This window comes from Streptomyces sp. NBC_01335 (genome assembly GCF_035953295.1).
GTDB lineage: Bacteria > Actinomycetota > Actinomycetes > Streptomycetales > Streptomycetaceae > Streptomyces.
The window spans coordinates 3,046,060-3,071,385 of the sequence record NZ_CP108370.1; the positions used below are offsets into that span (position 1 = coordinate 3,046,060).

A 25,326-nucleotide genomic window follows, 5' to 3' on the forward strand; every position below is an offset into this window, starting at 1 on the left:
CCGGCGGGGGCCGCCCTGTCGCTTCGCCGTTACGGCAGGTTCCGCGCCATCACGATCCGCTGGACCTGGTTCGTGCCCTCGTAGATCTGGGTGATCTTGGCGTCGCGCATCATGCGCTCGACCGGGTAGTCACGGGTGTAGCCGTAGCCGCCGAGGAGCTGGACGGCGTCGGTGGTGACCTCCATCGCGACGTCGGAGGCGAAGCACTTGGCGGCGGCACCGAAGAACGTGAGGTCGCCGTCGAGGCGCTGGGACTTGGCGGCGGCGCTGTAGGTGAGCTGGCGGGCGGCCTCCAGCTTCATCGCCATGTCGGCGAGCATGAACTGCACGCCCTGGAAGTCGGCGATCGGCTTGCCGAACTGCTTGCGTTCCTGGACGTACCCCTTGGCGTAGTCCAGGGCGCCCTGGGCGATGCCGAGCGCCTGCGCCGCGATCGTGATGCGGGTGTGGTCCAGCGTCTTCATCGCGGTGGCGAAGCCGGTGCCCTCCTCGCCGATCATGCGGTCGGCGGGGATACGGACGTTGTCGAAGTAGATCTCGCGGGTCGGCGAGCCCTTGATGCCGAGCTTCTTCTCCGGGGCACCGAAGGAGACACCCTCGTCGGACTTCTCCACCACGAACGCGGAGATGCCCTTGGAGCGCTTCGTCGGGTCGGTGACGGCCATCACCGTGTAGTACTCGGAGACGCCCGCGTTGGTGATCCAGCGCTTCACGCCGTTGAGGACCCAGAAGTCGCCGTCGCGCACGGCCTTCGTCTTCATCCCGGCCGCGTCCGAGCCCGCGTCCGGCTCGGAGAGGGCGTACGAGAACATCGCGTCGCCCTTGGCGAGCGGGCCCAGGTACTTCTTCTTCAGTGCCTCGGAGCCGGAGAGGATCACCGGCAGCGAGCCGAGCTTGTTGACCGCCGGGATCAGCGAGGAGGACGCGCAGGCGCGGGCCACCTCCTCGATCACGATGACGGTGGCGAGCGCGTCGGCGCCGGCGCCGCCGTACTCCTCCGGCACGTGGACCGCGTGCAGATCGGCCGCGACCAGGGCGTCCAGCGCCTCCTGCGGGAAGCGCCCCTCCTCGTCCACCGCCGCCGCGAACGGGGCGATCTTCGCCTCGGCGAGCGACCGGATCGTCTCGCGGAGCATGTCGTGCTCCTCGGCCGGACGGTAAAGGTCGAAATCGGTCGAACCCGCCAAGACGCTCACTCCCCAAGGATGCTAACTACCGTTCAGTAACCCAATTTTAGTCCCGCACGCGCGCGATGGCCTACGCGTCGGACGCGTGAGCTTGACGACAACGGGTGGCGGGGTGGTCGCAGTCGCTCCAGGGCACGGAAGAAGCGGTACACAAGGTGCACAAGGGGCGGAAATACCGGGCGGGTGGCCCCGACTATGCTCGGCGAGGCACGTCCGTCCGTTTCATCCAGGAGCACCCATGGCCCTCAGGATCACTGTGATCGGCACCGGCTACCTCGGCGCCACCCATGCCGCGGCCATGGCGGAGCTGGGCTTCGAAGTGCTCGGGCTCGACGTGGTGCCGGAGAAGATCGAGCTGCTCCAGGCGGGCCGGGTCCCGATGTACGAGCCCGGTCTCGAGGAGATCCTCCAGAAGCACGTGGCGGGGATCGAGGGCTCCACCGGGCGGCTGCGGTTCACCACCTCCTGGGAGGAGGTGGGCGCCTTCGGCGACGTGCACTTCGTCTGCGTGAACACCCCGCAGAAGCACGGCGAGTACGCCTGCGACATGAGCTACGTGGACAGCGCCTTCGCCTCGCTGGCCCCGCACCTGACCCGCCCGGCGCTGGTCGTCGGCAAGTCCACCGTCCCCGTCGGTTCGGCCGCCCGGCTGGCGAAGCTGCTGGCCGGGCTGGCCCCGGCGGGCGCGGACGCGGAGCTGGCCTGGAACCCGGAGTTCCTGCGCGAGGGCTTCGCCGTGAAGGACACCCTGCACCCGGACCGGATCGTCGTCGGGGTGGAGAGCGAGCGGGCCGAGAAGCTGCTCCGCGAGGTGTACGCCGTTCCGGTCGCGGAGGGCTCCCCCTTCGTCGTCACCGACTTCCCCACCGCCGAACTGGTGAAGACCTCGGCGAACTCCTTCCTCGCCACCAAGATCTCGTTCATCAACGCGATGGCCGAGGTCTGCGAGGCGGCCGACGGCGACGTGGTGAAGCTGGCGGAGGCGATCGGGTACGACGAGCGGATCGGCTCGAAGTTCCTGCGGGCCGGTATCGGCTTCGGTGGCGGGTGCCTGCCCAAGGACATCCGGGCGTTCATGGCGCGCGCCGGTGAGCTGGGCGCCGACCAGGCGCTGACCTTCCTGCGCGAGGTGGACTCGATCAACATGCGCCGCCGGGGCCACATGGTGGAGCTGGCCCGGGAGGCGGTGGGCGGCAGCTCGTTCCTGGGCACCCGGGTGGCGGTGCTGGGCGCGACCTTCAAGCCCGACTCGGACGACGTGCGGGACTCGCCCGCGCTGAACGTGGCCGGGCAGATCCACCTCCAGGGCGGGCAGGTCACCGTGTTCGACCCGAAGGGCATGGAGAACGCCCGCCGCCTCTTCCCGACCCTCGGGTACGCGGACACCGCGCTGGACGCCGTGCGCGGCGCGGACGTGGTGCTGCACCTGACGGAGTGGCGGGAGTTCCGCGAGCTGGACCCGGAGGCGCTGGGCGAGGTCGCCGCGCACCGCATACTGCTGGACGGCCGCAACGCCCTGGACAGCGCGGTGTGGCGGGCGGCCGGCTGGACGTACCGGGCGATGGGCCGCCCGACCGCCTGATCACCGCCTCCCCTCCCCGGATCCCCGGGGCCGGGCCGTACGTACGCCGAGAGGCCGCACCCGAGGGATCGGGGCGGCCTCTCGGCGCAGGCGGGGGCGGTGCGGGGCCTAGGCCTTGCCGTCCAGCTGCTCGATGGTGGCGTGCGACGGGCTCCGGCGGAACTGGAGGTCGCGGGCGACCGCCTCCGCGTCGCGCAGCACGCGGACCGCGTTGCGCCAGGTGAGCTTGGCGAGGTCGGCCTCGGACCAGTTGCGGCGCAGCAGCTCCGCGATGAGGTTCGGGTAGCCGGAGACGTCCCCGAGGCCCTCGGGGAGGAACGCCGTGCCGTCGTAGTCGCCGCCGATGCCGATGTGGTCGACGCCGGCCACCTCGCGCATGTGGTCGAGGTGGTCCGCGATGGTGGCGACGGTGGCGACCGGGCGCGGGTTGGCCTCCTCGAAGTCCTCGTGGATGCGCATGGCCTGCGGGGACGTGTCGAGGTGGTGCAGCCCGTGGTCGCGCATGTTCCGGTCTGCGGCGAGCGTCCACTCGACGGCGGCCGGCAGGACGAACTTGGGTACGAAGGTGGCCATCGCGACCCCGCCGTTGTCGCGCAGCGAGAGCAGCACGTCGTCGGGGACGTTGCGCGGGTGGTCGCAGACGGCGCGGGCCGAGGAGTGCGAGAAGACGACGGGCGCCTCGCTGGTGACGATGGCGTCGCGCATGGTGCCGGGTGACACGTGCGAGAGGTCCACGAGCATGCCGCAGCGGTTCATCTCGCGGACGACCTCGCGGCCGAACTCGGAGAGTCCGCCGAGGCGGGCGACGTCGGTCGCGGAGTCCGCCCAGTCGAGGTTGTCGTTGTGCGTCAGCGTCATGTAGCGGACGCCGAGGGTGTGCAGGGCACGCAGGGTGGCCAGCGAGTTGTTGATGGAGTGGCCGCCCTCGGCCCCCATCAGGGAGGCGATACGGCCCTCGGTGCGGGCCGTCTCCATGTCGTCGGCGGTCAGCGCCCGGCGCAGGTGCGCGGGGTAGCGCGCCTGCATCTCGCCGACGATGTCGATCTGTTCGAGGGTGGCGCTGACGGCTTCGTCGCCGGCGAGGTCGGAGCGCACGTACACCGACCAGAACTGCGCGCCGACGCCTCCGGCGCGGAGCCGGGGCAGGTCGGTGTGGAGGAAGCCGGTCTGGTCCTGGGCGATGTCACGGGCGTTCAGGTCGTAGCCGGCCTGTTCGCGCAGGGCCCACGGGAGGTCGTTGTGGCCGTCGACGACGGGGTGGACGGCGAGCAGATCCCGGGCCCGTCGCAGGTGGTCCGCGTGGTTCGTGTGGTTCGCGTGGTCCATGGGGCTGCCTGCCTACTTCCCGAAGCCGAAGGATCCGGAGCCCTCGACCTTGGCCCGCAGCCGCCGGCCCTTCTCGGTGGCCTGTTCGTTCAGCTCGCCGAGGAAGGTGGTCATCCGCTCGCGGAGCTCCTCGTCGGCGGTGGCGAGGATGCGGGCGGCGAGGAGTCCGGCGTTGCGGGCGCCGCCGACGGAGACGGTCGCGACCGGGATGCCGGCGGGCATCTGGACGATGGAGAGCAGGCTGTCCATGCCGTCCAGGTACTTCAGCGGTACGGGGACGCCGATGACGGGCAGCGGGGTGACCGAGGCCAGCATGCCCGGCAGGTGGGCGGCGCCGCCCGCGCCCGCGACGATCGCCTTCAGGCCGCGGCCGGCCGCCTGCTCGCCGTACGCGATCATCTCGCGGGGCATGCGGTGGGCGGAGACGACGTCCACCTCGTACGCGATGCCGAACTCGTCCAGGGCCTGGGCGGCGGCCTCCATGACGGGCCAGTCGGAGTCCGACCCCATGACGATGCCGACTACGGGTGCGGTGCGCGGGTCTGTCATTCGGTGATCGTCCCTCGTAGGTAGTCGGCCGCGTGCCGGGCGCGCTCCCGCACGTCCGCCAGATCGTCGCCGTAGGTGTTGACGTGTCCGACCTTGCGGCCGGGCTTCACGTCCTTGCCGTACATGTGGATCTTGAGCTGCGGGTCCCGGGCCATGCAGTGCAGGTAGCCCTGGTACATGTCCGGGTAGTCGCCGCCCAGGACGTTGCACATGACGGTCCAGGGGGCGCGCGGGCGCGGGTCGCCCAGCGGCAGGTCGAGCACGGCGCGGACGTGGTTGGCGAACTGCGAGGTGATCGCACCGTCCTGGGTCCAGTGCCCGGAGTTGTGCGGGCGCATGGCCAGTTCGTTGACGAGGATGCCGGGTGTCCCGTCGGCGGCACGGGTCTCGAAGAGCTCGACGGCGAGGTGGCCGACGACTCCGAGTTCGGCGCCGATCCGCAGCGCGAGCTGCTGGGCCTCGCCGGCCAGCTTCTCGTCGAGGCCGGGGGCCGGGGCGATGACGGTGTCGCAGACCCCGTCGACCTGGACGGACTCCACGACGGGGTAGGCGACGGCCTGGCCGTGCGGGGAGCGGACGATGTTCGCCGCGAGCTCCCGGGTGAAGTCGACCTTCTCCTCGGCGAGGACCGGGACTCCGGCGCGGAAGGGCTCGGCGGCGTCCGCCTCGGAGCGCACCACCCAGACGCCCTTGCCGTCGTAGCCGCCGCGGACCGTCTTGAGGATCACCGGGTAGCCGTCGCCCTCGCCGGCGAAGGCGGTGACGTCGGCGGGGTCGGTGACGATGCGGTTGCGGGGGCAGGGCACGCCGAGCTCGGCGAGCCGGGCCCGCATCACGCCCTTGTCCTGGGCGTGCCGCAGGGCGTCGGGGCCGGGGCGTACGGCGATGCCGTCGGCCTCCAGGGCCCGCAGGTGCTCGGTGGGCACGTGCTCGTGGTCGAAGGTGATCACGTCGCAGCCTCGCGCGAAGGCGCGGAGGGTGTCCAGGTCGCGATAGTCGCCGACGACGACCTCGCTCACCACCTGGGCGGCCGAGTCCTGCGGGGTGTCACTGAGCAGCTTGAATGTCAGGCCGAGGGGGATGCCCGCCTCGTGGGTCATGCGGGCGAGCTGACCGCCGCCGACCATGCCGACTACCGGGAACGTCACGCCCCCAGGGTATCCGCCGTCCAGGTGCCCCTTGACTCTGGCCCGAATGGGCTACCGGGGGCGTGGACCCGTCGTCGCTGGACAGGTGCCCCGACGCCCCGGGCATCACACGGCCGGGCTGGTTAGCATGAGCGGGTTGACGAAACCGACCGGACGGGGCTGAACGATCATCATGAGCGAACGGGGCGCACTGCGGACCCGGCTTGATCGGCTGGCCCGGGAGGTCGCCAAGTTCGGCGTGGTCGGCGCGCTCGGGCTGGTGGTCAACATCGCGGTCTCCAACCTGATCTGGCGCACCACGGACATCCCGACGGTGCGGGCCGGGCTGATGGCCACCTGTGTGGCCATCCTCTTCAACTACGTGGGGTTCAGGTACTGGACCTACCGGGACCGTGACAAGAGCGGCCGCACCCGTGAGCTGGCGCTGTTCCTGCTGTTCAGCGCGGTGGGCGCGGTGATCGAGACGGGCGTGCTGTACGCGGCGACGTACAGCTTCGGCTGGGACACCCCGGTGCAGAGCAACGTCGCCAAGGTCGTGGGCATCGGGATCGCCACGCTCTTCCGCTTCTGGTCGTACCGCACCTGGGTGTTCAAGGCGCTCCCCGAGAAGGAGGCCGTGGCCGTCGCGGAGCAGTTTCCCGGACGGCGACAGCCCTCGGAGCCGGTAGCGCCGGACACCGTACGGAACTGACCGCGTCCCGCACGGGAAACGCCCGGTCCCGCGCTCAGCGGACCGGGCGTACCTGTTCCTCGGGGGTACGGGCGACGCTGCCGAGGAAGAGGGCGAAGACGGGTGGCTGCTGCTGGAGGAGTTCCAGCCTGCCGCCGTCGGCCTCGGCGAGGTCGCGGGCGACGGCGAGACCGATGCCGGTGGAGTTGCGCCCGCTGATGGAGCGTTCGAAGATCCGTGCCCCCAGGTCGGCGGGGACGCCCGCGCCCTCGTCGGTGACCTCCACGACGACCTGGTTGCCGGTGACGCGGGTGCGCAGGGCGACCGTGCCGCCGCCGTGCATCAGCGCGTTCTCGATCAGGGCGGCGAGCACCTGGGCGACGGCTCCGGGGGTGCCGACCGCCCGCAGGCCGTGCCGGCCGGAGCGGACGACGGCGCGGCCCTCGCCGCGGTAGGCGGGGCGCCACTCCTCGATCTGCTGCTTGATGACCTCGTCCAGGTCGAAGACGACGGCGGAGCCGGTGCGCGGGTCCCGGGCGTTGGTCAGCAGCCGCTGCACGACGTCGGTGAGGCGCTCCACCTGGGTGAGGGCGATGTTCGCCTCCTCCTTCACCGTGTCCGGGTCGTCGGTGACGGAGATCTCCTCGATGCGCATGGAGAGCGCGGTGAGCGGGGTGCGCAGCTGGTGGGAGGCGTCGGCCGCGAGCCGCCGCTCGGCCGTCAGCATCCGGGCGATTCGCTCGGCGGAGGCGTCGAGGACGTCGGCGACCCGGTCCAGCTCGGCCACCCCGTAGCGCTTGTGGCGGGGGCGCGGGTCGCCGGAGCCGAGGCGTTCGGCGGTCTCCGCGAGGTCGGTGAGCGGGGAGGTGAGCCGGTTGGCCTGGCGTACGGCGAGGAGGACGGCCGAGATGATCGCGAGGAGGGCCACCGCACCGATGATCAGCAGGGTGCGGCCGACCTCGCGGGTGACGGCGGAGCGGGATTCCTCGACGGTGACCCGCTCCCCCTCCTCGCCCTTCACGACGGAGGTGATGGCGTTGCCGCCGGGGCGGGTGCCGACCTCGATCGGCGCGCGGCCGGGGAGCTCGACGCGGGCGTACCGGTCGCCGACGACCTGTTCGTCGAGTACGGCGGCGGTGATCCGCTCCTCGCCGAGCAGCCGGCTCTCCACGACGCTGATCAGGCGCAGCGCCTCGGAGTCCACGCTCTCCTGGGCGCTGTTGCTGATGGTGCGGGTCTCCACGAGGACCAGGGAGATGCCGAAGACGGCGATCACCACGAGCACCACGGAGAGCGTGGAGTTGATCAGTCGGCGGCGCATGAGGTGCTTCTGCCCGTCAGCTTTCCGTGCTCGTCCCGTCAGCTCTTCTCGAAGCGGAAGCCGACGCCGCGGACGGTCGCGATGTAGCGGGGGTTCGCCGCGTCGTCGCCGAGCTTCTTGCGGAGCCAGGAGATGTGCATGTCCAGGGTCTTCGTCGAGGACCACCAGGTGGTGTCCCAGACCTCGCGCATCAGCTGGTCGCGGGTGACGACCCGGCCGGCGTCCCGGACCAGCACCCGCAGGAGGTCGAACTCCTTCGCGGTGAGCTGGAGCTCCTCGTCGCCCATCCAGGCGCGGTGCGACTCGACGTCGATGCGTACGCCGTGGGTGGCGGGCTGCGGGGCGGGCTCGGCGGCGCCGCGCCGCAGCAGGGCGCGGACGCGGGCGAGGAGCTCGGCGAGCCGGAAGGGCTTGGTGACGTAGTCGTCGGCGCCGGCGTCCAGGCCGACCACCGTGTCGACCTCGTCGGCGCGGGCGGTCAGCACCAGGATGGGCACGGCGTGGCCGTCGGCGCGGAGCCGTCGGGCCACTTCGAGGCCGTCCATGCCGGGCAGTCCCAGGTCGAGGACGACGAGGTCCACGCCGCCCTGGAGTCCGGCGTCGAGCGCGGTGGGGCCGTCCTGGCGGACCTCGACCTCGTAGCCCTCCCGACGCAGGGCGCGGGCCAGTGGCTCCGAGATGGATGCGTCGTCCTCGGCGAGCAGTACACGGGTCATGAGGTGATGGTAGTCCGCGAGAGAGGCCCGGAGTGAGGCACGCGAGAACGCCTTTGAGTCAGTGCCCCATCCCTCTTAAGACCTTCGAATGATCGACTACAGTTCCACTCCCGCCTGTGATCGATGTCTCATACCCTTCCATATGGCGCAAGGTCGTGTCGTATGGTGTTGCGACGCCTGTTGCACTAATGGGGACCTTCAGGCAGCTTTTCGCGCCGAAGGTCCCTTTCATGTGCGGGCTGGTCCCCGCCAGTCTTGTAACGAGTGAATGACCTGTGGGCCGGGCCCGGAGCGCGACGACGCGCGCCGGGTGTGGATCCCGATGCGGTCGGTCCCCCGTCTCCGTACCTCTTTCCGAGGCCGGAAGGCGGAGCGAATCCCCTTCCAGGCGAGGGGCAGGGCCCTGAGCGCGTCGGTGCCGGCCACCCCCCACCGGACGTACCCCGCTTCCACGGCGGTGCGCCCCCATTCAGCAAGGATCGACCATGGCGTCCAGCCTGACGAAGGAAACCGCCGGCCAGACCGGCGGGGCGACCTTCTTCGGCCACCCCCGCGGCCTGGCCACGCTCTTCATGACCGAGATGTGGGAGCGTTTCTCCTACTACGGCATGAGGGCCCTGCTCCCCCTGTACCTGCTTGCCGACGACGGGCTCCACATGGACCCCGCCGCGGTGACGGCGATCTTCTCGGTCTACCTGTCGCTCGTCTACCTGCTCGCCATGCCCGGCGGCTGGTTCGGCGACCGGGTCTGGGGTCCGCGCAAGACGGTGGCCATCTCCGGTGCGGTGATCATGGTCGGTCACCTCGTCCTGGCCCTGCCCTTCGAGGGCACGTTCTTCGTCGGCCTCGGTCTCGTGGCCATCGGTTCGGGCCTGCTGAAGTCCAACATCTCGACGATGGTCGGCCACCTCTACGACGGCCCGGACGACCCGCGCCGCGACGGTGGCTTCACGATCTTCTACATGGGCATCAACCTCGGTGGCTTCGTCGCCCCGCTGGCGATCGGCACCGTCGGCGAGAACGTCAACTGGCACCTCGGCTTCGCCCTGGCCGCCGTCGGCATGGGGCTGGGTGTCCTCCAGTTCATGCTCGGCAGCCGCCACCTGGACGCGCGCAGCTTCGAGACCCCGAAGCCGCTCTCGGCCGCCGAGCGCGCCACCACGCTGCGCAAGTCGATGATCTGGCTGGGCATCGCCGCGGTCTTCTACGTCATCACGGTCGCCACCGGCGTCTACACGCTGAACTGGCTGCTCGTCCCGATCACGGTGGCCGGTCTGGTCATCCCGGTGATGGTCCTGGCGCGCATCAAGCGCGACAAGGATCTGAACAGCACCGAGCAGCGGAAGGTCTCCGGCTACATCTGGTTCTTCGTCGCCGCCGCGCTCTTCTGGATGATCTACGACCAGGGCGGCTCGACGATGGCGATCTTCGCCGAGGACTCGGCGAAGAACTCGGTGTTCGGCTGGGAGTTCCCGGTCTCCTGGTACCAGTCGGTCAACCCGATCCTGATCATGGCCCTGGCCCCGGTCTTCGCCGCCTTCTGGATGGCACTGAACCGCCGCGGCAAGGAGCCGAGCACGATCGTGAAGTTCAGCTCCGGCCTGGTGCTGGTCGGTGCGTCGTTCTTCCTCTTCCTGGCGCCGCTGACCATCGCCACCGACGGCCACCAGGCCGCCGCGATGTGGCTGGTCGCGATCTACTTCGTGCAGACCGTCGGTGAGCTGACGCTCTCCCCGGTCGGCCTCTCGGTCACCACCAAGATGGCTCCGGCCAAGTACGCCAGCCAGATGATGGGTGTCTGGTTCCTCGCGGTCACCGCGGGCGACTGCACCACCAGCCTTCTCTCCATCGCGGGAGTGGACCTCAACGGCACCGGGATCGTCACCCTGCAGGCCGCGCTCGCGGTGCTCGCGGGTGCCGCGATCTTCATGTACCGCGGCAAGGTGAAGTCCCTCATGGGCGACGTGCGCTGACGCGCACTCCGTGACGACGGCGGAGGGCCGCCGCACCGATCTCACTCGGTGCGGCGGCCCTCCGCCGTTGTCGTCGCCCTTGTTCCCTACGGGCCGGCCGCCCTACGCGGGTGCGGCCAGCTCCGCCCAGACGGTCTTGCCGGGTGCGTCGGGGACGCGTACCACTCCCCAGTCCAGGCAGAGCCGCTGCACGATGAACATGCCGTGGCCGCCGGGCCGGCCGGCCCGGTGGGGGGTGCGCGGGGCGGGCTGCCCGGCGCCGTTGTCGGTGACCTCGATCCGCAGCACCTTGGATGTGGCTCCTATCCGGAGCTCCTCGGGGCCGCCCGCGTGCAGGCAGGCGTTGGTGACCAGCTCGGAGACGACCAGCAGGACGTCCTCGGCGGCGGCGCGGCGCTCGGCGCCCTCGGCGGGCAGCCAGCCCCACTCGTGCAGGGCCTGGCGTGCGAAGTCACGGGCCATCGGGACGATGCCGGTGGCCTCCCGCAGAGAGAGGGTGCGCCACTGCCGGTCGGCCGGGACGGGTGCGGACGTGTCCGCTCCGTCCGGCTCGCGGCCGAGGCCGCCCGGCGGATGCTGCCGGGTGGTGCTCATCAGCGCTTCACCTCACCGATTCACCGTGTCGCCATCGAACAGATACAGGTCAGATTCTTGGATGCGGGCCGCCGTGGTTCCGCCGGGTTTTCTCCTGCCCGGCGAGGACCCGACGACACCCGTTCCGGCCAGCGGATCGCGTGACACGTGGGACATGCGGGGCGGCCGGGGGTGGCGCGGGAGGCGCACCTCAGGTGCCCAGGGCGTCTTGGACCGTGTCGTGGACGGTGAAAACCGCCTCGGCGCCGGTGATCTCGAAGACCCTGGCGACGACGGGCCGCATTCCGGCCAGGTGGACCTCCCCGCCGGCCTCTTCCGCCTGGAGGCGGGCGCCGAGCAGGACGTTCAGCCCCGTGGAGTCACAGAACTCGAGCCCGGAGCAGTCGACGATCAGGCGCACGCGCCCTTGCTCGACCGCACTCTCCAGAGGTTCGCGCAGCAGATCGGCGGTGTGGTGATCGAGCTCACCCACCGGCGTCACGATCTCGCTGCCGCCCTCCGTCCGGGTCTCGACCTGAAGTCTTCCCCGGTTCGTACTGCCGACCGTCCCGCGGTCCATGCCGTCCCTCTTCACCGTTGGTCAGTGGGGCCTCGTGCGACGTCTCAGCCGCCCGCATTCCTGTGTCCGCGCGCATGTCGCGACCTGCACGAAACATTACGCGGTCCGTCCGTCCCGCGGTAGCGGGAGATCTCAACAAACCGGACATAACGGCTAATTGGAGCTTGTCACTCCCGCCGCCGAGCAGGTAAGGGTAGAGGGACACCTGCTTCATCCACCCCTTACCGGCTTCGGAGGCGCCGCTTCACCGCAGCAACACGAACGGCTTCGGCAGCCCTATGCCGAGACACTGGAGGAGAACCATGTCACCCCGGCTCGACGGTTCGCGTACCCACGACGCGACGTCGGCATGTCCTCAGGGACCGACCAATTCCGACTCCCCTGCCGTCGGCGCCGTACCCGGCCCGCGCAGAAGCTCCGACGGCGTCGCCGCCGGAGGCACCACCTCACCCGCCGCCCCCACCGGCGAAGAGGCCCCCCTCGGCGAAGAGGACCCCATCGGCGACGGCTTCGAAGGACTCGAAGGTCTCGAAGGGCTTCCCGAGATCCCCTCCCCCGCGACCGTCGGAGCGCTGGACGCCCGCGCGCTGTCGAAGACGCTCTTCGAGCGGCTCGACACCCTGGAGGAGGGCACCCACGCCCACGCGTACGTACGCACCACCCTGGTCGAGCTGAACCTCGCGCTCGTCAGGTTCGCCGCCGGCCGGTTCCGTACCCGCAGCGAGCCGATGGAGGACATCGTCCAGGTCGGCACCATCGGCCTGATCAAGGCGATCGACCGGTTCGAGCTGAGCCGCGGCGTCGAGTTCCCGACCTTCGCCATGCCGACGATCATCGGCGAGATCAAGCGCTTCTTCCGCGACACCAGCTGGGCCGTGCGCGTACCGCGCCGCCTCCAGGAGCTGCGGATCGACCTGGCCAAGGCGGGCGACGCCCTGTCGCAGCGGCTGGACCGGGCGCCGACCACCGGCGAACTCGCCGAGTACCTCGGGCTGACCCGCGAAGAGGTCGTGGAGGGTCTGACCGCGAGCAACGGCTACAGCGCCGGCTCGCTGGACGCCCAGCACGACGACCACGAGAGCGAAGGCTCCCTGGCGGACCGCATCGGCTACGAGGACCACGGGCTGGAGGGGATCGAGTACATCGAGTCCCTGAAGCCCCTCATCGCCTCGCTGTCGGGCCGCGACCGCCTGATCCTGTCGCTGCGCTTCGTCACCAACCTCACCCAGTCGGAGATCGGCGAGGAGCTCGGCATCTCCCAGATGCACGTGTCCCGCCTGCTCTCGCGGACGCTGGCACGGCTCCGCGAGGGGCTGACCGTCCAGGAGTGACCCCGGCCCTCTCGTACGTGTGGCCGCCCGGTGTCTCCGGGCGGCCACACGCATGTCCGGGCGGTGCTCCCGGGCGCCGCCCGCACCACGCGGGGCCCGCACCGCCCTGGCGCCGCTCACACCACCCGGACGCCGCGCCGCCAGACCCCGGCGGCCAGCGGGACGCCCGGCCGGTAGGCGAGGTGGACGTGGCTGGGCGCGTCCAGCAGCAGGAGGTCGGCGCGGGCGCCCGGGGCGATCCGGCCGACGTCGGTACGGCGCAGGGCCGCGGCCCCGCCGGCGGTGGCGGCCCGGACCGCCTCGTCGGGGGTCATGCCCATGTCCCGTACCGCGAGGGCGACGCAGAACGCCATCGAGGAGGTGAAGGACGAGCCGGGGTTGCAGTCGGTGGAGAGGGCGACGGTGACGCCCGCGTCGAGGAGCCGCCGGGCGTCCGGCCAGGCGGCGCGGGTGGAGAACTCCGCCCCGGGCAGCAGGGTGGCGACGGTGTTCCCGGCGGCGAGGGCGTCCACGTCCGCGTCGTCGAGGTGGGTGCAGTGGTCGGCGGAGGCCGCGTCCAGCTCCACCGCGAGTCGCACGCCGGGGCCGGGGCCGAGCTGGTTGGCGTGCACCCGGGGCAGCAGGCCCTTCGCCTTCCCGGCGGTGAGGACCGCGCGGGCCTGGTCCGCGTCGAAGGCGCCGCGCTCGCAGAACACGTCGATCCACCGGGCGTACGGGGCGCAGGCGTCCAGCATCGGGCCGGTGACCAGCGCGACGTAGCCGGCCGGGTCGTCCTCGTACTCGGGCGGCACCACGTGGGCGCCGAGGAAGGTGAGCTCGTCGGTGAGCCCGGCGGCCAGGGCCAGCGCGCGGGCCTCGTCCGCGACGGTGAGGCCGTAACCGGACTTGGTCTCGAAGGTGGTGGTGCCCTGCCGGAGCGCCTCGTCGAGATGGCGGACGAGCCCGGCCGCGAGCTCCTCGTCGGTGGCGGCGCGGGTGGCGGCGACGGTGGTGCGGATGCCGCCCGCGGTGTACGGGCGCCCCGACATCCGGGCGTTGAACTCCTCGGTGCGGTCGCCGGCGAAGAGCAGGTGGGAGTGGGAGTCCACGAACCCCGGGAGCACGGCCCGGCCGCCCGCGTCGACGGCACGGTCGGCGGCGGGCGCCCGCGCCGACTCGCCGGTCCAGACGATCCGGTCGCCGTCGATGACGACGGCCGCGTCCCGGACCAGGCCCAGCGGGGTGCCGTCCCCCTGGGAGGGGTCGTTGGTGACCAGGCCGGAGATGTGGGTGAGGACGGTGCTCGTCATCGGGGCTGCTGCTCCAGTCGCTCGCGGGGGCGGAGTGCGGGGTGGCGCTTCGGGCCGTCGGCGGGTCCGGGGGGTGACCGCGCGCCGGTCGCTCGCGCTGGTCGCTGGTCGCGTGCAGGTCGCTCGCACGGGTCGCTGGTCGCGTGCAGGCCGCTCGCGCGGGTCGCTGGTCGCGCGCCGGTCGCTCGCGCGGGTCGCTGGTCGCGCGTCAGTCGCGGAGGGCTGCGACGGCGTCGGCGAGCGCGGCGGGTACGTCGTCGATCAGCGTGTGGCGGCCGTCGCGTACGAGGTGGCGCCCCGCGACCACGGTGTGCCGTACATCGGCGGCGGTCGCCGCGAAGACGGCGGCCTCGGCGGCCAGCCGGTCGACGGGTCCCGCGGTCCTGACGGAGTCCATGGCCACGGTCGCCAGGTCGGCCGGGGCTCCGGCGACGAGGCTGCCGCCCTCCGGCCTGCCGAGGGCCGCGTGGCCGGTCGCGGAGGCGGCGCGGAGCAGGGCGGCGGCGGTCCAGTGGCCCCGGATGTTCGTCCGCAGCCGCTCGTTCAGCTCCATCGCGCGCGCCTCCTCGAAGAGGTCGATCACGGCGTGGCTGTCGCTGCCGAGGGAGACCGGGGAGCCGGCCCGGTGCAGGGCGACGGCGGGGCCGATGCCGTCGGCGAGGTCCCGTTCGGTGGTGGGGCACATGCAGGTGCCGGTGCCGGAGGCGCCGATCAGCTCGATGTCCTGCCGGGTGAGGTGGGTGTGGTGGATGCCGGTGGTGCGGGGGCCGAGGACGCCGTGGTCGGCGAGGAGCCGGGCGGGGGTCCGGCCGTGGGCGGCGAGGCAGGCGTCGTTCTCGGCCGTCTGCTCGGAGAGGTGGACGTGGAGCGGGGCGGCGCGGTCGGCGGCCCACTGGGCGACGGTCGCCAGCTGGTCGGCCGGGACGGCCCGTACGGAGTGGATGGCGGCGCCGATCAGGGCGTGGCCGCCGCCCCGGAGCGCGGCGGCGCGTTCGGCCCAGGCGTCCGCGGTGGTGTCGGAGAAGCGGAGCTGGTGGCGGTCGGGTTCCTGGCCGAATCCGGCGGCGAGGTAGGCGGTGTCGAGCAGGGTGATGCGGATTCCGGCCTCGCCGGCGGCGGCGATCAGCGCCTCGCCCATGGCGTTCGGGTTGGCGTAGGGGGTGCCGTCGGGGGCGTGGTGGAGGTAGTGGAACTCGCCGACGGCGGTGATGCCCGCGAGGGCCATCTCGGCGTACGTGGCGCGGGCGAGCGCGAAGTAGCTGTCCGGGGTGAGCTTGGCGGAGATCCGGTACATCCGTTCCCGCCAGGTCCAGAAGGTCCCGGAGCCGACCTGCACGGTGGAGCGCAGCGCCCGGTGGAAGGCGTGCGAGTGGGTGTTCGCCAGCCCCGGCAGGGTGAGGCCGCGCAGTGCGGTCGCGCCGGGCGGCGGGGCCGCGACGCCGGTGCGGACGGCGGTGATCAGCCCGTCCGCGACGTCGAGGGCGACCCCGGGTTCGACGTGGGTGCCGAGCCAGGCGTGGGAGAGCCAGTACGTCGTCACCTGCATGCGAGACCCTCCAGTACGTCGGCGAGTGCGGCGACCCCGGCCACGCAGTCCTGCTCGGTGGCGCGCTCGGCGGGCGAGTGGGAGACGCCGGTCGGGTTCCGCACGAACAGCATGGCGGTCGGCACGGAGGCGGACAAAATACCCGCGTCGTGTCCCGCCCCCGTGGCGAGGACGGGTACGGGGCGGCCCGGGTCTCCGCCCGCCCCCTCGTCGCCGAGGATCCGGGCGAGTTCGTCGCGCAGGGCGTGCTGGAACTCCACGACGGGCGTGAAGGACTCCCGTACGACGTCGAGCGCGACGCCCGCCCGTTCGGCGTGCTCCCGGGCGGCGTGTTCGACGGCGGCGGTGAGGGTGTCGAGGGTGGCGGCGTCGGCTGCGCGCGAGTCGAGCCAGCCGCGGACGAGGGAGGGGACGGCGTTGACGCCGTTGGGCTCGACGGCGACCTTGCCGAAGGTGGCGAGCGCTCCGGCGAGTTCGGCCTCGCGGCGGGCGGCGAGGACCGTCTCGGCGTACGGCAGCATCGGGTCGCGGCGGTCGGCGAGGAGGGTGGTCCCTGCGTGGTTGGCCTCGCCCCGGAAGTCGTACCGCCAGCGGCCGTGCGGCCAGATGGCGGAGGCGATTCCGAGGGGGTCTCCGGTGCGGTCGAGGGACCGGCCCTGCTCGACGTGGAGCTCGACGAACGCGTTGATACGGGCGAGGCGTTCGGGGTCCGGGCCGATCGTTTCGGGGTCGTACCCGGCCGCCTCCATCGCGCGGGGCAGGGTGATGCCGTCGGCGTCGGTGAGGAGGTGGGCCTGCTCGCGGGTGAGCCGGCCCGCGGCCAGCCGGGAGCCGACGCAGGCGAGTCCGAAGCGGGCGCCCTCCTCGTCGCCGAAGTTGACGAGTCCCAGCGGCCTGGTGAACTCCGCTCCCCGGTGCCGGAGTTCGTCGAGCGCGGCGAAGGCGGAGACCACTCCGAGGGGGCCGTCGAAGGCGCCGCCGTCCGGTACGGAGTCCAGGTGGGAGCCGGTGACGACGGCGTCCCCCGCCCGGGGGTCGCCGAGCCAGGCCCACTGGTTGCCGTTGCGGTCGGTCTCGTGGACGAGCCCGCGCGCCTCGGCCTGGCCGCGGAACCACGCCCGGCAGTCGGCGTCCGCGCGGGTCCAGGCAAAGCGGCGGTAGCCGCCGGAGGCGGGGTGGCGGCCGAGAGGAGCGAGCTCGCGCCACATCTCCCGGAAGGCCGCCCCGCCGTCGCGGCCGGTCATCGGCGGTCGGCGCCGGTCGCGGCGCCCTCGCCCTCGCCCGTACCGTCGCCCTCCCGCATGGGGACGCGGACGCCCCGCTCCTCCGCGACCCGCTCGGCGCCCTCGTACCCCGCGTCGACATGGCGGATGACGCCCATGCCCGGGTCGTTGGTGAGCACCCGGCGGATCTTCTCCCCGGCCAGCGGGGTGCCGTCCGCGACGGTGACCTGCCCGGCGTGGAGGGAGCGGCCCATGCCGACTCCGCCGCCGTGGTGGACGGAGACCCAGGAGGCCCCGGAGGCGACGTTGACCATGGCGTTCAGCAGGGGCCAGTCGGCGATGGCGTCCGAGCCGTCGAGCATCGCCTCGGTCTCCCGGTACGGGGAGGCCACCGAGCCGCAGTCCAGGTGGTCGCGGCCGATGACGAGGGGGGCGGCGAGTTCACCGCTCGCGACCATGTCGTTGAAGCGCTCGCCGGCCTTGTCGCGTTCGCCGTAGCCGAGCCAGCAGATCCGGGCGGGCAGGCCCTGGAAGTGGACGCGTTCACCGGCGAGCTCGATCCAGCGGCGGAGCGACTCGTTCTCCGGGAAGAGGTCGAGCATCGCCCGGTCGGTGCGGTGGATGTCGGAGGCCTCGCCGGAGAGCGCCGCCCAGCGGAACGGCCCCTTGCCCTCGCAGAAGAGCGGCCTGATGTAGGCGGGGACGAAGCCGGGGAAGTCGAAGGCCCGCTCGTACCCGACGAGTTGCGCCTCGCCCCGGATGGAGTTGCCGTAGTCGAAGACCTCGGCCCCGGCGTCCATGAAGCCGACCATCGCCTCCACGTGCCGGGCCATCGACTCGCGGGCCCTGCGGGTGAAGTCGGCGGGCTTCTCGGCTGCGTACGCGGCCATCGCGTCGAACTCGACGCCGACCGGCAGGTACGCCAGCGGGTCGTGGGCGCTCGTCTGGTCGGTGACGATGTCGATCGGCGCCCCGGCGGCGAGCAGTTCGGGGAGGATCTCCGCGGCGTTGCCGAGGAGCCCGATCGAGAGCGGCCTGCGGGCGTCGCGGGCCTCGGTGGCGAGCGCGAGGGCGTGGGCGACGCCGTCGGCCCGTACGTCGAGGTAGCGGTGTTCGATCCGGCGCTCGATGGCGCGCGGGTCGCAGTCCACGCAGATCACGACGCCGTCGTTCATGGTGACGGCGAGCGGCTGGGCGCCGCCCATGCCGCCGAGCCCGGCGGTGAGGGTGATGGTCCCGGCGAGGGTGCCACCGAACCTCTTGGCGGCGACCGCGGCGAAGGTCTCGTAGGTGCCCTGGAGGATGCCCTGGGTGCCGATGTAGATCCAGGAACCCGCGGTCATCTGGCCGTACATGGTGAGGCCGAGCGCCTCCAGGCGCCGGAACTCCTCCCAGTTCGCCCAGTCGCCCACCAGGTTGGAGTTGGCGAGCAGCACGCGCGGGGCCCACTCGTGGGTCTGCATCACCCCGACCGGGCGGCCGGACTGGACGAGCATCGTCTCGTCCTGCTTGAGGGTGCGCAGGGTACGGACCATGGCGTCGTAACTCCGCCAGTCCCGGGCCGCCTTGCCGGTGCCGCCGTAGACGACCAGCTTGTCGGGGTGCTCGGCGACCTCGGGGTCCAGGTTGTTCTGGAGCATGCGCAGGGCGGCCTCCTGCTGCCAGCCCAGGGTGCTCAGTTCGGTGCCGCGTGCGGCCCTGACGGGGCGGGGTCCTGACATGGTGCGCCTCCTTGGTCAGCCATCCATTCACATCCTGATGCGATGAATAGTTCTAGTCAACGGCGCGACTCCGGACACGCGGGCGTACGGGGAGGCGGGACGAAGGCGAGGCGGGCCAGGCGGGACGGCGAGGACGGGACGGCGTGGGCGAGGCGGCCGAAACCGAGCGGTCGAGGACGGGACGGAAAGCTGACACCTGACACACGAACACCACCCCGAAGCCCCTCGCAGCTTTCACGCCATCCCGGCGTTTTTCGGACAGCAAAGACTTTCGCCCACACGCCCTCGGACATGAAACGGCGGATACCACAGAGAACCGGAACAGATCGATCAATCGGCGACCTGGCCTTCCGTCCGCATCCCTCCTTTTGTCAGACTTCTCCCTTACGCCTTCTCCTCAATTCCCTTACACCGCCCGCCGCATGTACCACTGGAAAATGCCAAACCACCCTCCAGGACCGGCCACCGTGCGTAGCCTCTGCATCACAGCTCCGAACGCCATTGCCTGGAGGGGAAGCCGCGGTGCCGGGAATCGACGAGTGCCTGCTCGAAGTCATGAGACTGCCCGGGGCCCGGGGCGCCGCGGTCGTCGACTGGACGAGCGGCCTCGCCCTCGGCACCATCGGTGACTCGCCCAACGGCGACCACGAGGCGACCGCGGCGGAGACCGCCGAGGTGGCCCGGATGGCGGCCGAGCAACCCGCCTTCACCCTCAGCCCGTACGCCGACGGCCGGACGGACGCGAACGCCCGCACCGGACTTCCGGTCGAGGACGTCATCATCACGACGCACACCGGCTACCACGTGATCCGCTTCGTGGAGACGGTCTTCGACAGCAGCGTGTTCCTCCATCTCTGGCTCGACCGGACCGAGGGCAACCTGGCCCTCGCCCGGATACGCCTGGGCGAGCTGGCCGAACGGCTGGTCCTGGCGTGAACATCAGGACGACGCCCCCCGAGGTGGACCAGGCAGCCGTCCTCTCCCCGATGCTCCAGCGGCTCGCCGCCGAACGCGCCACCGGTGCCCTGATGCGCGACCGCGGCACGCTCTACCTCGCCGACGGGAAGGTGGTGCACGCGGAGAGCCCCTCCACCCCCGGCATCGACGTGCTGCTCACGACGGGCGGGGCGCTGCGTCACGAACGCTGGTGGGACGCGGTCGCCCAGGCGGGGGCCGGCCGGCGGGTCGGCCGCTATCTGGTCGACAGCGGCCATGTCCCGGGCGGGGCACTGGAGTTGTGCCACCTGGGCGCGCTCTACGACGCCGCCTTCTTCGTCCTCGCCCCCACCCGTACGCCGACCAGGTTCCGGTACGGCGTGTCCCACTGGATCGGCCCGGTCCGGCCCGTCGCGGTGGGCGCCGTCGAGCGCGAGACGCTCCGGCGCCGTGAGCTGCTGGACCGGATCTGGCCGGACGCGCTGACCGACAGTTCCCCGCTCGTACGCGCGGCGCACCCGCTGGACGCCCCGGTGCCGTCGCGCCAGCGCCATGTCCTGGAGCTGGTCGACGGCGTTCGCACGGCCTCCGACATCGCCCAGGTCTTGGGGCGTTCGGCCTTCCACACCTTGGTCGACCTGCGGAGACTCGCCGCCGCCGGGCTCGTCGAGCCCGTCCGCAAAGCAGCGCTGCCGGGGGCGGCCTCGCCCGGCCGGGTCGTGCTCCCCGATGTCACGTCCGATCCGGACGTCGCCCTGCTGCGCCGGCTCCGAGATGCATTGGAGGGCTTGTGATACGCGCGCTCAGACAGCGTGCCGGGAGGAGACAGCTGATGGTGCCCGAGGCTGAACTGCAGGACGTCCTCGACGAACTCCAGCGGTTGCGGGCCCGGGTGCCCCTCATCGGCGGTGCGCTGGCCGCCAGCACCGACGGCCTGGTGCTGGCCCACGACACCCCCGGTGTGGAGGCCGAAGGGGTCGCCGCCCTGACCGCCGCCGCGCTCGGCGTCGCGATCAGGATGACGGAGGCGACCGGTCGCGCCGGATTCCGGGAGCTCCTGGTCCGCGGGGAGTCCGGCTACATCGCGACGTACGCCGCGGGCTCGTCCGCCGTACTGACCCTGCTCGCCGAGGACCGCATCAACGTCGGCCGCCTCCACCTGGAGGGCCGGAGGGCGAGCGCCCGGGTCGGAGAACTCGTCGACGCCGCCCTCGACCGCGTCGAGCGGACCCCGCCCCCGCCTCCGGCCCGCCCGGCGCAGCCCCGTGCACTGCCCCAACGCCCCGTGTAGGGCGGCGGTACCGGGCCGGGGCGCCCCCACATTCCACTAGGGCGTGTCTGACAATTCGCGTCGGATCAGCGGGCGGTGTCCGGTGCGGTGCGTCGCAAGGCGGAGGACCGCCCGCGTACGGGATGTACTCGGGCGGTCCGACAACGCCGCGAGGTGCCGTGCCGGGCGCCGACCGCCCGACGGGAATGGTCAGACACGGCCTAGCCAGGACCGAACCATCACGCAGAAGAAGAACCGGTCACCCCGACCGGTCAGGGAAAGGAAACGAGCACTCATGGCCAACACCGAAACCGCACTCAAGGAAGCGATGTCGTCCATCGAGGGATCCCTCGGTGTCGCTCTCGTCGACTACACCAGCGGCATGGCTCTGGGCACCCTCGGCGGCGGCAAGGACTTCAACCTCGAAGTCGCGGCCGCCGGAAACACCGACGTCGTCCGCGCCAAGCTCCGCACCATGGACCACCTCGGCCTCAAGGAAGAGATCGAGGACATCCTGATCACGCTGGGCAGCCAGTACCACCTGATCCGGCTGCTCAAGACCCGCGGCAGCAACGGACTCTTCCTCTACCTGGTCCTGGACTCCAACCGCGCCAACCTCGCGATGGCCCGCCACCAGTTGAAGCGGATCGAGGCCGAACTGGAGGTCTGAGGACCGCCACGACCGGCCCGGACGCGCGGATGCCGCCGCCCCCTTCCTTACGCGGACGAAGGGGACGGCGGCATCAGCGTGTTCGGGCCGGCCTTCAGGTTCCGACGGCGACCCGGCCTTCACATTCCGACAGCGACCCGGCCTTCAGGTTCGGACGGCGGCCCGGCGCGCACCGCCGGCCCGCGCGTCGCCCGCCACCGGCCCGGTCGTCCGGTACGCCTTCACCTGCTTGCCGGCGGGCCGGCCGCGCTGCACCCAGTCCGTACGCACCCAGTACAGGACGTCCTCGCGCTGCTCCAGCCGCCCGACGCGCACGGCCCGCAGCAGCAGTCCGGCACCCGCCCCGGCCAGCACCATCCCACCGGCCCCCGGCAGCAGGAAGCCGAGGCCGAGGGCGACCAGGAAGGCGCCGAGCAGCCACCAGCGGTGGGCGCGCCGCCAGTTCCGTACGGTCACGGCCCGGTCCTGGAGCACGTCGGTGCGCCCCGCACGGGCGGCCCCCTTCGCCAGCTCCGCGTACCGCTTGACCCCGACGGTCGCCACCAGGGCGAGCGTGACGACGAAGAGCGCGGCGCCCGTGAGCAGCCCGATCCGACGGCCCGTCCCGGCGGGGACGAGCGCCCCCACGACGACGACCAGGAGCCCCGGCCACCACAGGGGTGCGGCCCCGGCCCGCACGATCACGGCCACCCTCGCCAACGACTGCGCCCCGCGCCCCATGTCCGTACCCCTCTCCGCGTACCCACCGGCGCCGCAGGGCTGTCCCTGGGCCGGTTCCTCTGGGCGCGCAGATTAGTGGGTTTATCTGAGTTCCGTCTGAGAATCGGGACATCACACAGGTACGCGGGTGCCGCCGATGAAGGGGCGGCGCCTACTCCACGAACAGCCCCCGCGCCGCCGCCCGTGCGTCGAAGGACTCCAGCCGGGCCTGCGCATCCGGCAGTCCGTCGCACATCGCCTCCAGCAGGACCCGGCCGAGCAGCATCGGGGCGCAGGCGGTGTCGAAGGCGAGGCCGGTGCCGACCGGGGCCGGGATGAGGAGGTCGCTGAGTGCGGCGACCGGGGCGAAGGCCGAGTCGGCGACGGTCACCGTGGTGAGCCCCTGCTCGCGGGCGTGGCCGAGCGCGTCCAGGGTCTCCCTCGGGTGGCGGGGCAGCGCGAAGCAGAGGAGCACCTCGGCGCCGGCCCGGCGGGCGGTGTCGATGCGGTCGTGCAGCATCGAGCCGCCCTCGTCGAGCACCCGGACGTCGGGGTGCACCTTGGCGGCGAAGTAGCCGAACCCCCGGGCCTGCGAGGACGCGGCGCGCAGCCCGAGCACCGGGAGCGGGGTCGACGCGGCGAGCAGCCGTCCGGCCCGCTCCACCGGCTCGGGGTCGGCGAGGAGTTCGGAGAGGTGGCGCAGGTTCTCGATCTCGGCGTGGACGGCCTGCTGGTAGGCGTTGTACGCGTACGGGTCCTCGGCGGCGGTCTCCCCGTCGGTGTCGGCGGGCCCGGTGTCCCGCAGGTGCCGGCGGAGCGACGGGTACCCGTCGAAGCCGAGCGCCACGGCGAACCGGGTCACGGAGGGCTGGCTGACTCCGGCCAGCTCGGCGAGTTCGACGCTGGACAGGAAGGGGGCGTCGGCGGCCCGGCGTACGAGGGAGTGGGCGATCCGGCGCTGGGTCGGTGTGAGCCGCCGCCCCTCGAAGAGCCGCTGCAACCGTGCCGCGGGTCCGCTCCCGCCCATGCTCTGCCTCCGTACGTCCGTCCCCGTCGCGGCGCGGGGCCGCCGCGATCCGCCGCCGTCGCGTCCATTCAGCCAGCAAGCGGTGTGCATGTCCATATACAGAGGAGCGGCGGGCGGCGGTTCCGGTCGGCGCGGGCGTACCGGCGGCGTCCGGCACGGTGACCGGCTTCGACGACGCGCGGTGCGCGGTGCGCGGTGTGCTCAGACGGTGACCTGCGGGTGGGCCGGGTCGAGGCAGTGGACGGTGGTCCGGGTGGAGTGCTCGGCGAGAAGGTCCCGCAGTTCACCGGCGGCGGTCTTCAGGAGGTGGCCGTCGCGGGTGGCGTGCAGGGTTTCGAGGACGAAGGCGACATGGGTGGAGTCGTCGGTGACGCGGGTGCGGTGGGCGTCGCGGTGGTTCCAGTGCCGGGTGAGGACGTCGGTGGTGTCGGTGTAGATGATCTCCCCGGCCTTGGGGTTCTCGGCCGTGCCGGGCTCACCGAGCGGCGTGAAGGATTCGCTGCCGTCGGCGTAGCGGATCTCGACGTCACCGGTGACGTGGTCGAGGTCGAAGGCTCCGGCCGGCAGGCCGTGGCGGACGGAGACGGCGTTGTAGGAGTCGACGGCCGCGTTGATCCGGGGCAGGGTGCCCTTCTTCGCCAGGCGGCGGCCGAGGGCGTCGACGCTGGGGCGGACGCGGCGGGGGTTGGTGCCGAAGGAGCGGTAGGCGGTGTGCCATGCCTCGATACGCGGGTCGCTTTCGTCGGCGGGCGACCAGGTTCCGGCGGCGAGCAGTCGCTCCAGGTCTTCCTGGGCGGCTGCGGTGGCGGGCCAGGGTTCGTGGCCGCGCAGGCCGGTGGCGGTGACGACGGCGACGAGGGTGTCGGGGAAGGCGTCGGAGACGGCGGGGCTGAGGCGGAAGGTGGTCATCGCGAGGGGGATCCGTTCCGGGAGTGGAGGGCCGGGTGGCAAGGGCAGGAAGACGGCGCATCCATAGGCCGGGGAACGGCCCGGGGCCGGCAGCCGAGCGATCACGGAGCTACATCCCTTACCATCAACAGAACGACTACACCGTACAACGCACCGACCGTGATATGCCAACTGAACGACCGCACGGTGCAGCACACTGCACTGTTCCACTGACCGAAAGGACGGCGGCGATGGCCGAGACCGAAGCGGCGCTGCGGACGCTCGCACACAACGTCCGCACGGCCCGCACCCGCGCCGGCCTGTCACTGGACGAACTCGGCCGACGCGCCAAGGTCAGCAAGGGTGCCCTGGTCGCCCTGGAAAAGGCACAGGGCAACCCGAACTTCGCCACCCTGGTCCGCCTCGCCGACACCCTCGGCGTCTCCGTCTCCGCGCTGATGGAGGGAAGCTCCGGGCAACGCGTCCGGGTGGTGGACGCCGACACCGTCATGCCCCTGTGGAAGGGGGAGCACGGCAGCGAGGCCCGGTTGATGCTGACCACCAGTGGCCCCGCGGCCACCGAGATCTGGCGGTGGAAGCTGGAACCCGGCGAGGAGTACCCCAGCCACCCCCACCAGTCCGGCGTGGTGGAGACCGTCAGCGTCGTCACCGGACGCATGGTGCTGGTCGTCGACGGCGCCGAGCATCCCGTCGAGGCGGGACAGACCGCCACCTTCGACGCGGACCACGCGCACACCTACCGCGGCTCGGGCACCGAGCCCTGCCACCTGATCATGACCGTCCACCTTCCCCCGGGGCCCGCCTGAGGGGTGGCTGTCCCCATTCCCCGGGGGCCCTCTGTGCGCGGAATCGGGTGTCGGACGGGCGGCGGCCCTGTGCCCCGCCGACCGGAGGACATGTCGGTCGCCCCGGCCATGGGGCCCTCCGGCGTACCTGCGCCAGGTACACGGCAGAAGGTGGCGTAAAGGCGCCAGGAGCACGCGGCTGCCGAACGCAACGACGGCCGGCCGGTCGAACCCGGCCGGCCGTCGCCGGAAGTATGTCGCGGGGACCGCCGCACCCCCGGTCGCCCGGGGGGCG

24 protein-coding genes are annotated in these 25,326 nt (G+C 72.0%); 9 read left to right on the top strand and 15 right to left on the bottom strand.

Annotated features, from left to right (window positions below; all coding sequences use genetic code 11):
- Positions 1-29 precede the first annotated feature (29 nt).
- Positions 30-1,187 (bottom strand): acyl-CoA dehydrogenase, encoded by a 1,158-nt coding sequence (locus tag OG599_RS12905; protein ID WP_327180017.1) that lies wholly within the window; start codon positions 1,185-1,187, stop codon positions 30-32.
- A 238-nt stretch (positions 1,188-1,425) separates the two neighbouring features.
- On the opposite strand from OG599_RS12905, the gene OG599_RS12910 reads away from it, so the two are divergent.
- The gene (locus OG599_RS12910; protein ID WP_327176129.1) at positions 1,426-2,769 is read left to right on the top strand and encodes a UDP-glucose dehydrogenase family protein; all 1,344 of its coding nucleotides are present in this window, start codon (positions 1,426-1,428) and stop codon (positions 2,767-2,769) included.
- A gap of 108 nt (positions 2,770-2,877) precedes the next feature.
- Here OG599_RS12910 and OG599_RS12915 read toward each other — a convergent pair whose 3' ends face one another.
- From OG599_RS12915 to OG599_RS12925, 3 genes are read right to left on the bottom strand one after another with little or no spacing between them, the layout of a single operon-like run.
- A complete protein-coding gene (locus OG599_RS12915; RefSeq protein ID WP_327176130.1) occupies positions 2,878-4,095 on the bottom strand; it encodes a dipeptidase in 1,218 nt (405 codons plus the stop codon).
- 12 nt (positions 4,096-4,107) lie between these two features.
- Positions 4,108-4,644 carry a 5-(carboxyamino)imidazole ribonucleotide mutase gene (purE, locus tag OG599_RS12920; protein ID WP_327176131.1) on the bottom strand — a complete coding sequence of 179 codons (537 nt, stop codon included), beginning with the start codon at positions 4,642-4,644 and terminating at the stop codon, positions 4,108-4,110.
- Positions 4,641-5,792, bottom strand: a complete 1,152-nt coding sequence (locus tag OG599_RS12925) for a 5-(carboxyamino)imidazole ribonucleotide synthase (protein WP_327176132.1) — start codon at positions 5,790-5,792, stop codon at positions 4,641-4,643. Before OG599_RS12925 ends, purE begins: the two co-directional genes overlap by 4 nt.
- Positions 5,793-5,964: 172 nt before the next feature.
- Between OG599_RS12925 and OG599_RS12930 the strand changes: the two genes are divergently transcribed.
- Positions 5,965-6,483, top strand: coding sequence for a GtrA family protein (locus tag OG599_RS12930; protein ID WP_327176133.1), 519 nt, complete (start codon positions 5,965-5,967; stop codon positions 6,481-6,483).
- A 34-nt stretch (positions 6,484-6,517) separates the two neighbouring features.
- Here OG599_RS12930 and OG599_RS12935 read toward each other — a convergent pair whose 3' ends face one another.
- Both OG599_RS12935 and OG599_RS12940 read right to left on the bottom strand, forming a co-directional pair.
- Positions 6,518-7,783, bottom strand: a complete 1,266-nt coding sequence (locus OG599_RS12935) for an ATP-binding protein (RefSeq protein ID WP_327176134.1) — start codon at positions 7,781-7,783, stop codon at positions 6,518-6,520.
- Positions 7,784-7,821: 38 nt separating this feature from the next.
- The gene (locus OG599_RS12940; protein ID WP_327176135.1) at positions 7,822-8,499 is read right to left on the bottom strand and encodes a response regulator transcription factor; all 678 of its coding nucleotides are present in this window, start codon (positions 8,497-8,499) and stop codon (positions 7,822-7,824) included.
- 485 nt (positions 8,500-8,984) lie between these two features.
- Here OG599_RS12940 and OG599_RS12945 point away from each other — a divergent pair, with 485 nt between their 5' ends.
- On the top strand, positions 8,985-10,472 hold the full coding sequence (locus OG599_RS12945; protein WP_327176136.1) for an oligopeptide:H+ symporter: 1,488 nt from the start codon (positions 8,985-8,987) through the stop codon (positions 10,470-10,472).
- Positions 10,473-10,574: 102 nt separating this feature from the next.
- Here the strand turns inward: OG599_RS12945 and OG599_RS12950 are convergent, their stop codons facing one another.
- Positions 10,575-11,066, bottom strand: coding sequence for an ATP-binding protein (locus OG599_RS12950; RefSeq protein WP_327176137.1), 492 nt, complete (start codon positions 11,064-11,066; stop codon positions 10,575-10,577).
- A 190-nt stretch (positions 11,067-11,256) separates the two neighbouring features.
- Positions 11,257-11,625, bottom strand: a complete 369-nt coding sequence (locus OG599_RS12955; RefSeq protein ID WP_327176138.1) for an STAS domain-containing protein — start codon at positions 11,623-11,625, stop codon at positions 11,257-11,259.
- 302 nt (positions 11,626-11,927) lie between these two features.
- Between OG599_RS12955 and OG599_RS12960 the strand changes: the two genes are divergently transcribed.
- Positions 11,928-12,956 (top strand): RNA polymerase sigma factor SigF, encoded by a 1,029-nt coding sequence (locus OG599_RS12960; protein WP_327176139.1) that lies wholly within the window; start codon positions 11,928-11,930, stop codon positions 12,954-12,956.
- Between the two features lie 116 nt (positions 12,957-13,072).
- Here OG599_RS12960 and hutI read toward each other — a convergent pair whose 3' ends face one another.
- The 4 genes from hutI to hutU form a co-directional block, all read right to left on the bottom strand.
- Positions 13,073-14,245, bottom strand: coding sequence for an imidazolonepropionase (hutI, locus tag OG599_RS12965; RefSeq protein ID WP_327176140.1), 1,173 nt, complete (start codon positions 14,243-14,245; stop codon positions 13,073-13,075).
- 208 nt (positions 14,246-14,453) lie between these two features.
- Complete coding sequence (locus tag OG599_RS12970) at positions 14,454-15,791, bottom strand: formimidoylglutamate deiminase (protein ID WP_327176141.1); 1,338 nt, start codon at positions 15,789-15,791, stop codon at positions 14,454-14,456.
- Positions 15,782-17,035, bottom strand: a complete 1,254-nt coding sequence (locus OG599_RS12975) for an allantoate amidohydrolase (protein ID WP_327176142.1) — start codon at positions 17,033-17,035, stop codon at positions 15,782-15,784. Before OG599_RS12975 ends, OG599_RS12970 begins: the two co-directional genes overlap by 10 nt.
- Positions 17,032-18,735 (bottom strand): urocanate hydratase, encoded by a 1,704-nt coding sequence (hutU, locus tag OG599_RS12980; protein WP_327176143.1) that lies wholly within the window; start codon positions 18,733-18,735, stop codon positions 17,032-17,034. Before hutU ends, OG599_RS12975 begins: the two co-directional genes overlap by 4 nt.
- Before the next feature lie 522 nt (positions 18,736-19,257).
- On the opposite strand from hutU, the gene OG599_RS12985 reads away from it, so the two are divergent.
- The 4 genes from OG599_RS12985 to OG599_RS13000 all read left to right on the top strand — a co-directional run bounded on the left by OG599_RS12985 (position 19,258) and on the right by OG599_RS13000 (position 21,611).
- Complete coding sequence (locus tag OG599_RS12985) at positions 19,258-19,671, top strand: hypothetical protein (protein WP_327176144.1); 414 nt, start codon at positions 19,258-19,260, stop codon at positions 19,669-19,671.
- Between the two features lie 50 nt (positions 19,672-19,721).
- Positions 19,722-20,465, top strand: coding sequence for a transcriptional regulator (locus OG599_RS12990; protein ID WP_327180018.1), 744 nt, complete (start codon positions 19,722-19,724; stop codon positions 20,463-20,465).
- Between the two features lie 38 nt (positions 20,466-20,503).
- Positions 20,504-20,962 carry a roadblock/LC7 domain-containing protein gene (locus OG599_RS12995; protein ID WP_327176145.1) on the top strand — a complete coding sequence of 153 codons (459 nt, stop codon included), beginning with the start codon at positions 20,504-20,506 and terminating at the stop codon, positions 20,960-20,962.
- A 274-nt stretch (positions 20,963-21,236) separates the two neighbouring features.
- Positions 21,237-21,611 (top strand): hypothetical protein, encoded by a 375-nt coding sequence (locus OG599_RS13000; RefSeq protein WP_327176146.1) that lies wholly within the window; start codon positions 21,237-21,239, stop codon positions 21,609-21,611.
- 144 nt (positions 21,612-21,755) lie between these two features.
- Here the strand turns inward: OG599_RS13000 and OG599_RS13005 are convergent, their stop codons facing one another.
- The 3 genes from OG599_RS13005 to OG599_RS13015 all read right to left on the bottom strand — a co-directional run bounded on the left by OG599_RS13005 (position 21,756) and on the right by OG599_RS13015 (position 24,246).
- Positions 21,756-22,331, bottom strand: coding sequence for a hypothetical protein (locus OG599_RS13005; RefSeq protein WP_327176147.1), 576 nt, complete (start codon positions 22,329-22,331; stop codon positions 21,756-21,758).
- Positions 22,332-22,482: 151 nt separating this feature from the next.
- Positions 22,483-23,337 carry a MurR/RpiR family transcriptional regulator gene (locus OG599_RS13010; protein ID WP_327176148.1) on the bottom strand — a complete coding sequence of 285 codons (855 nt, stop codon included), beginning with the start codon at positions 23,335-23,337 and terminating at the stop codon, positions 22,483-22,485.
- 201 nt (positions 23,338-23,538) lie between these two features.
- Positions 23,539-24,246, bottom strand: coding sequence for a B3/B4 domain-containing protein (locus OG599_RS13015; protein ID WP_327176149.1), 708 nt, complete (start codon positions 24,244-24,246; stop codon positions 23,539-23,541).
- A gap of 230 nt (positions 24,247-24,476) precedes the next feature.
- Between OG599_RS13015 and OG599_RS13020 the strand changes: the two genes are divergently transcribed.
- Positions 24,477-25,052 (top strand): helix-turn-helix domain-containing protein, encoded by a 576-nt coding sequence (locus OG599_RS13020; RefSeq protein WP_327176150.1) that lies wholly within the window; start codon positions 24,477-24,479, stop codon positions 25,050-25,052.
- Positions 25,053-25,326 lie beyond the last annotated feature (274 nt).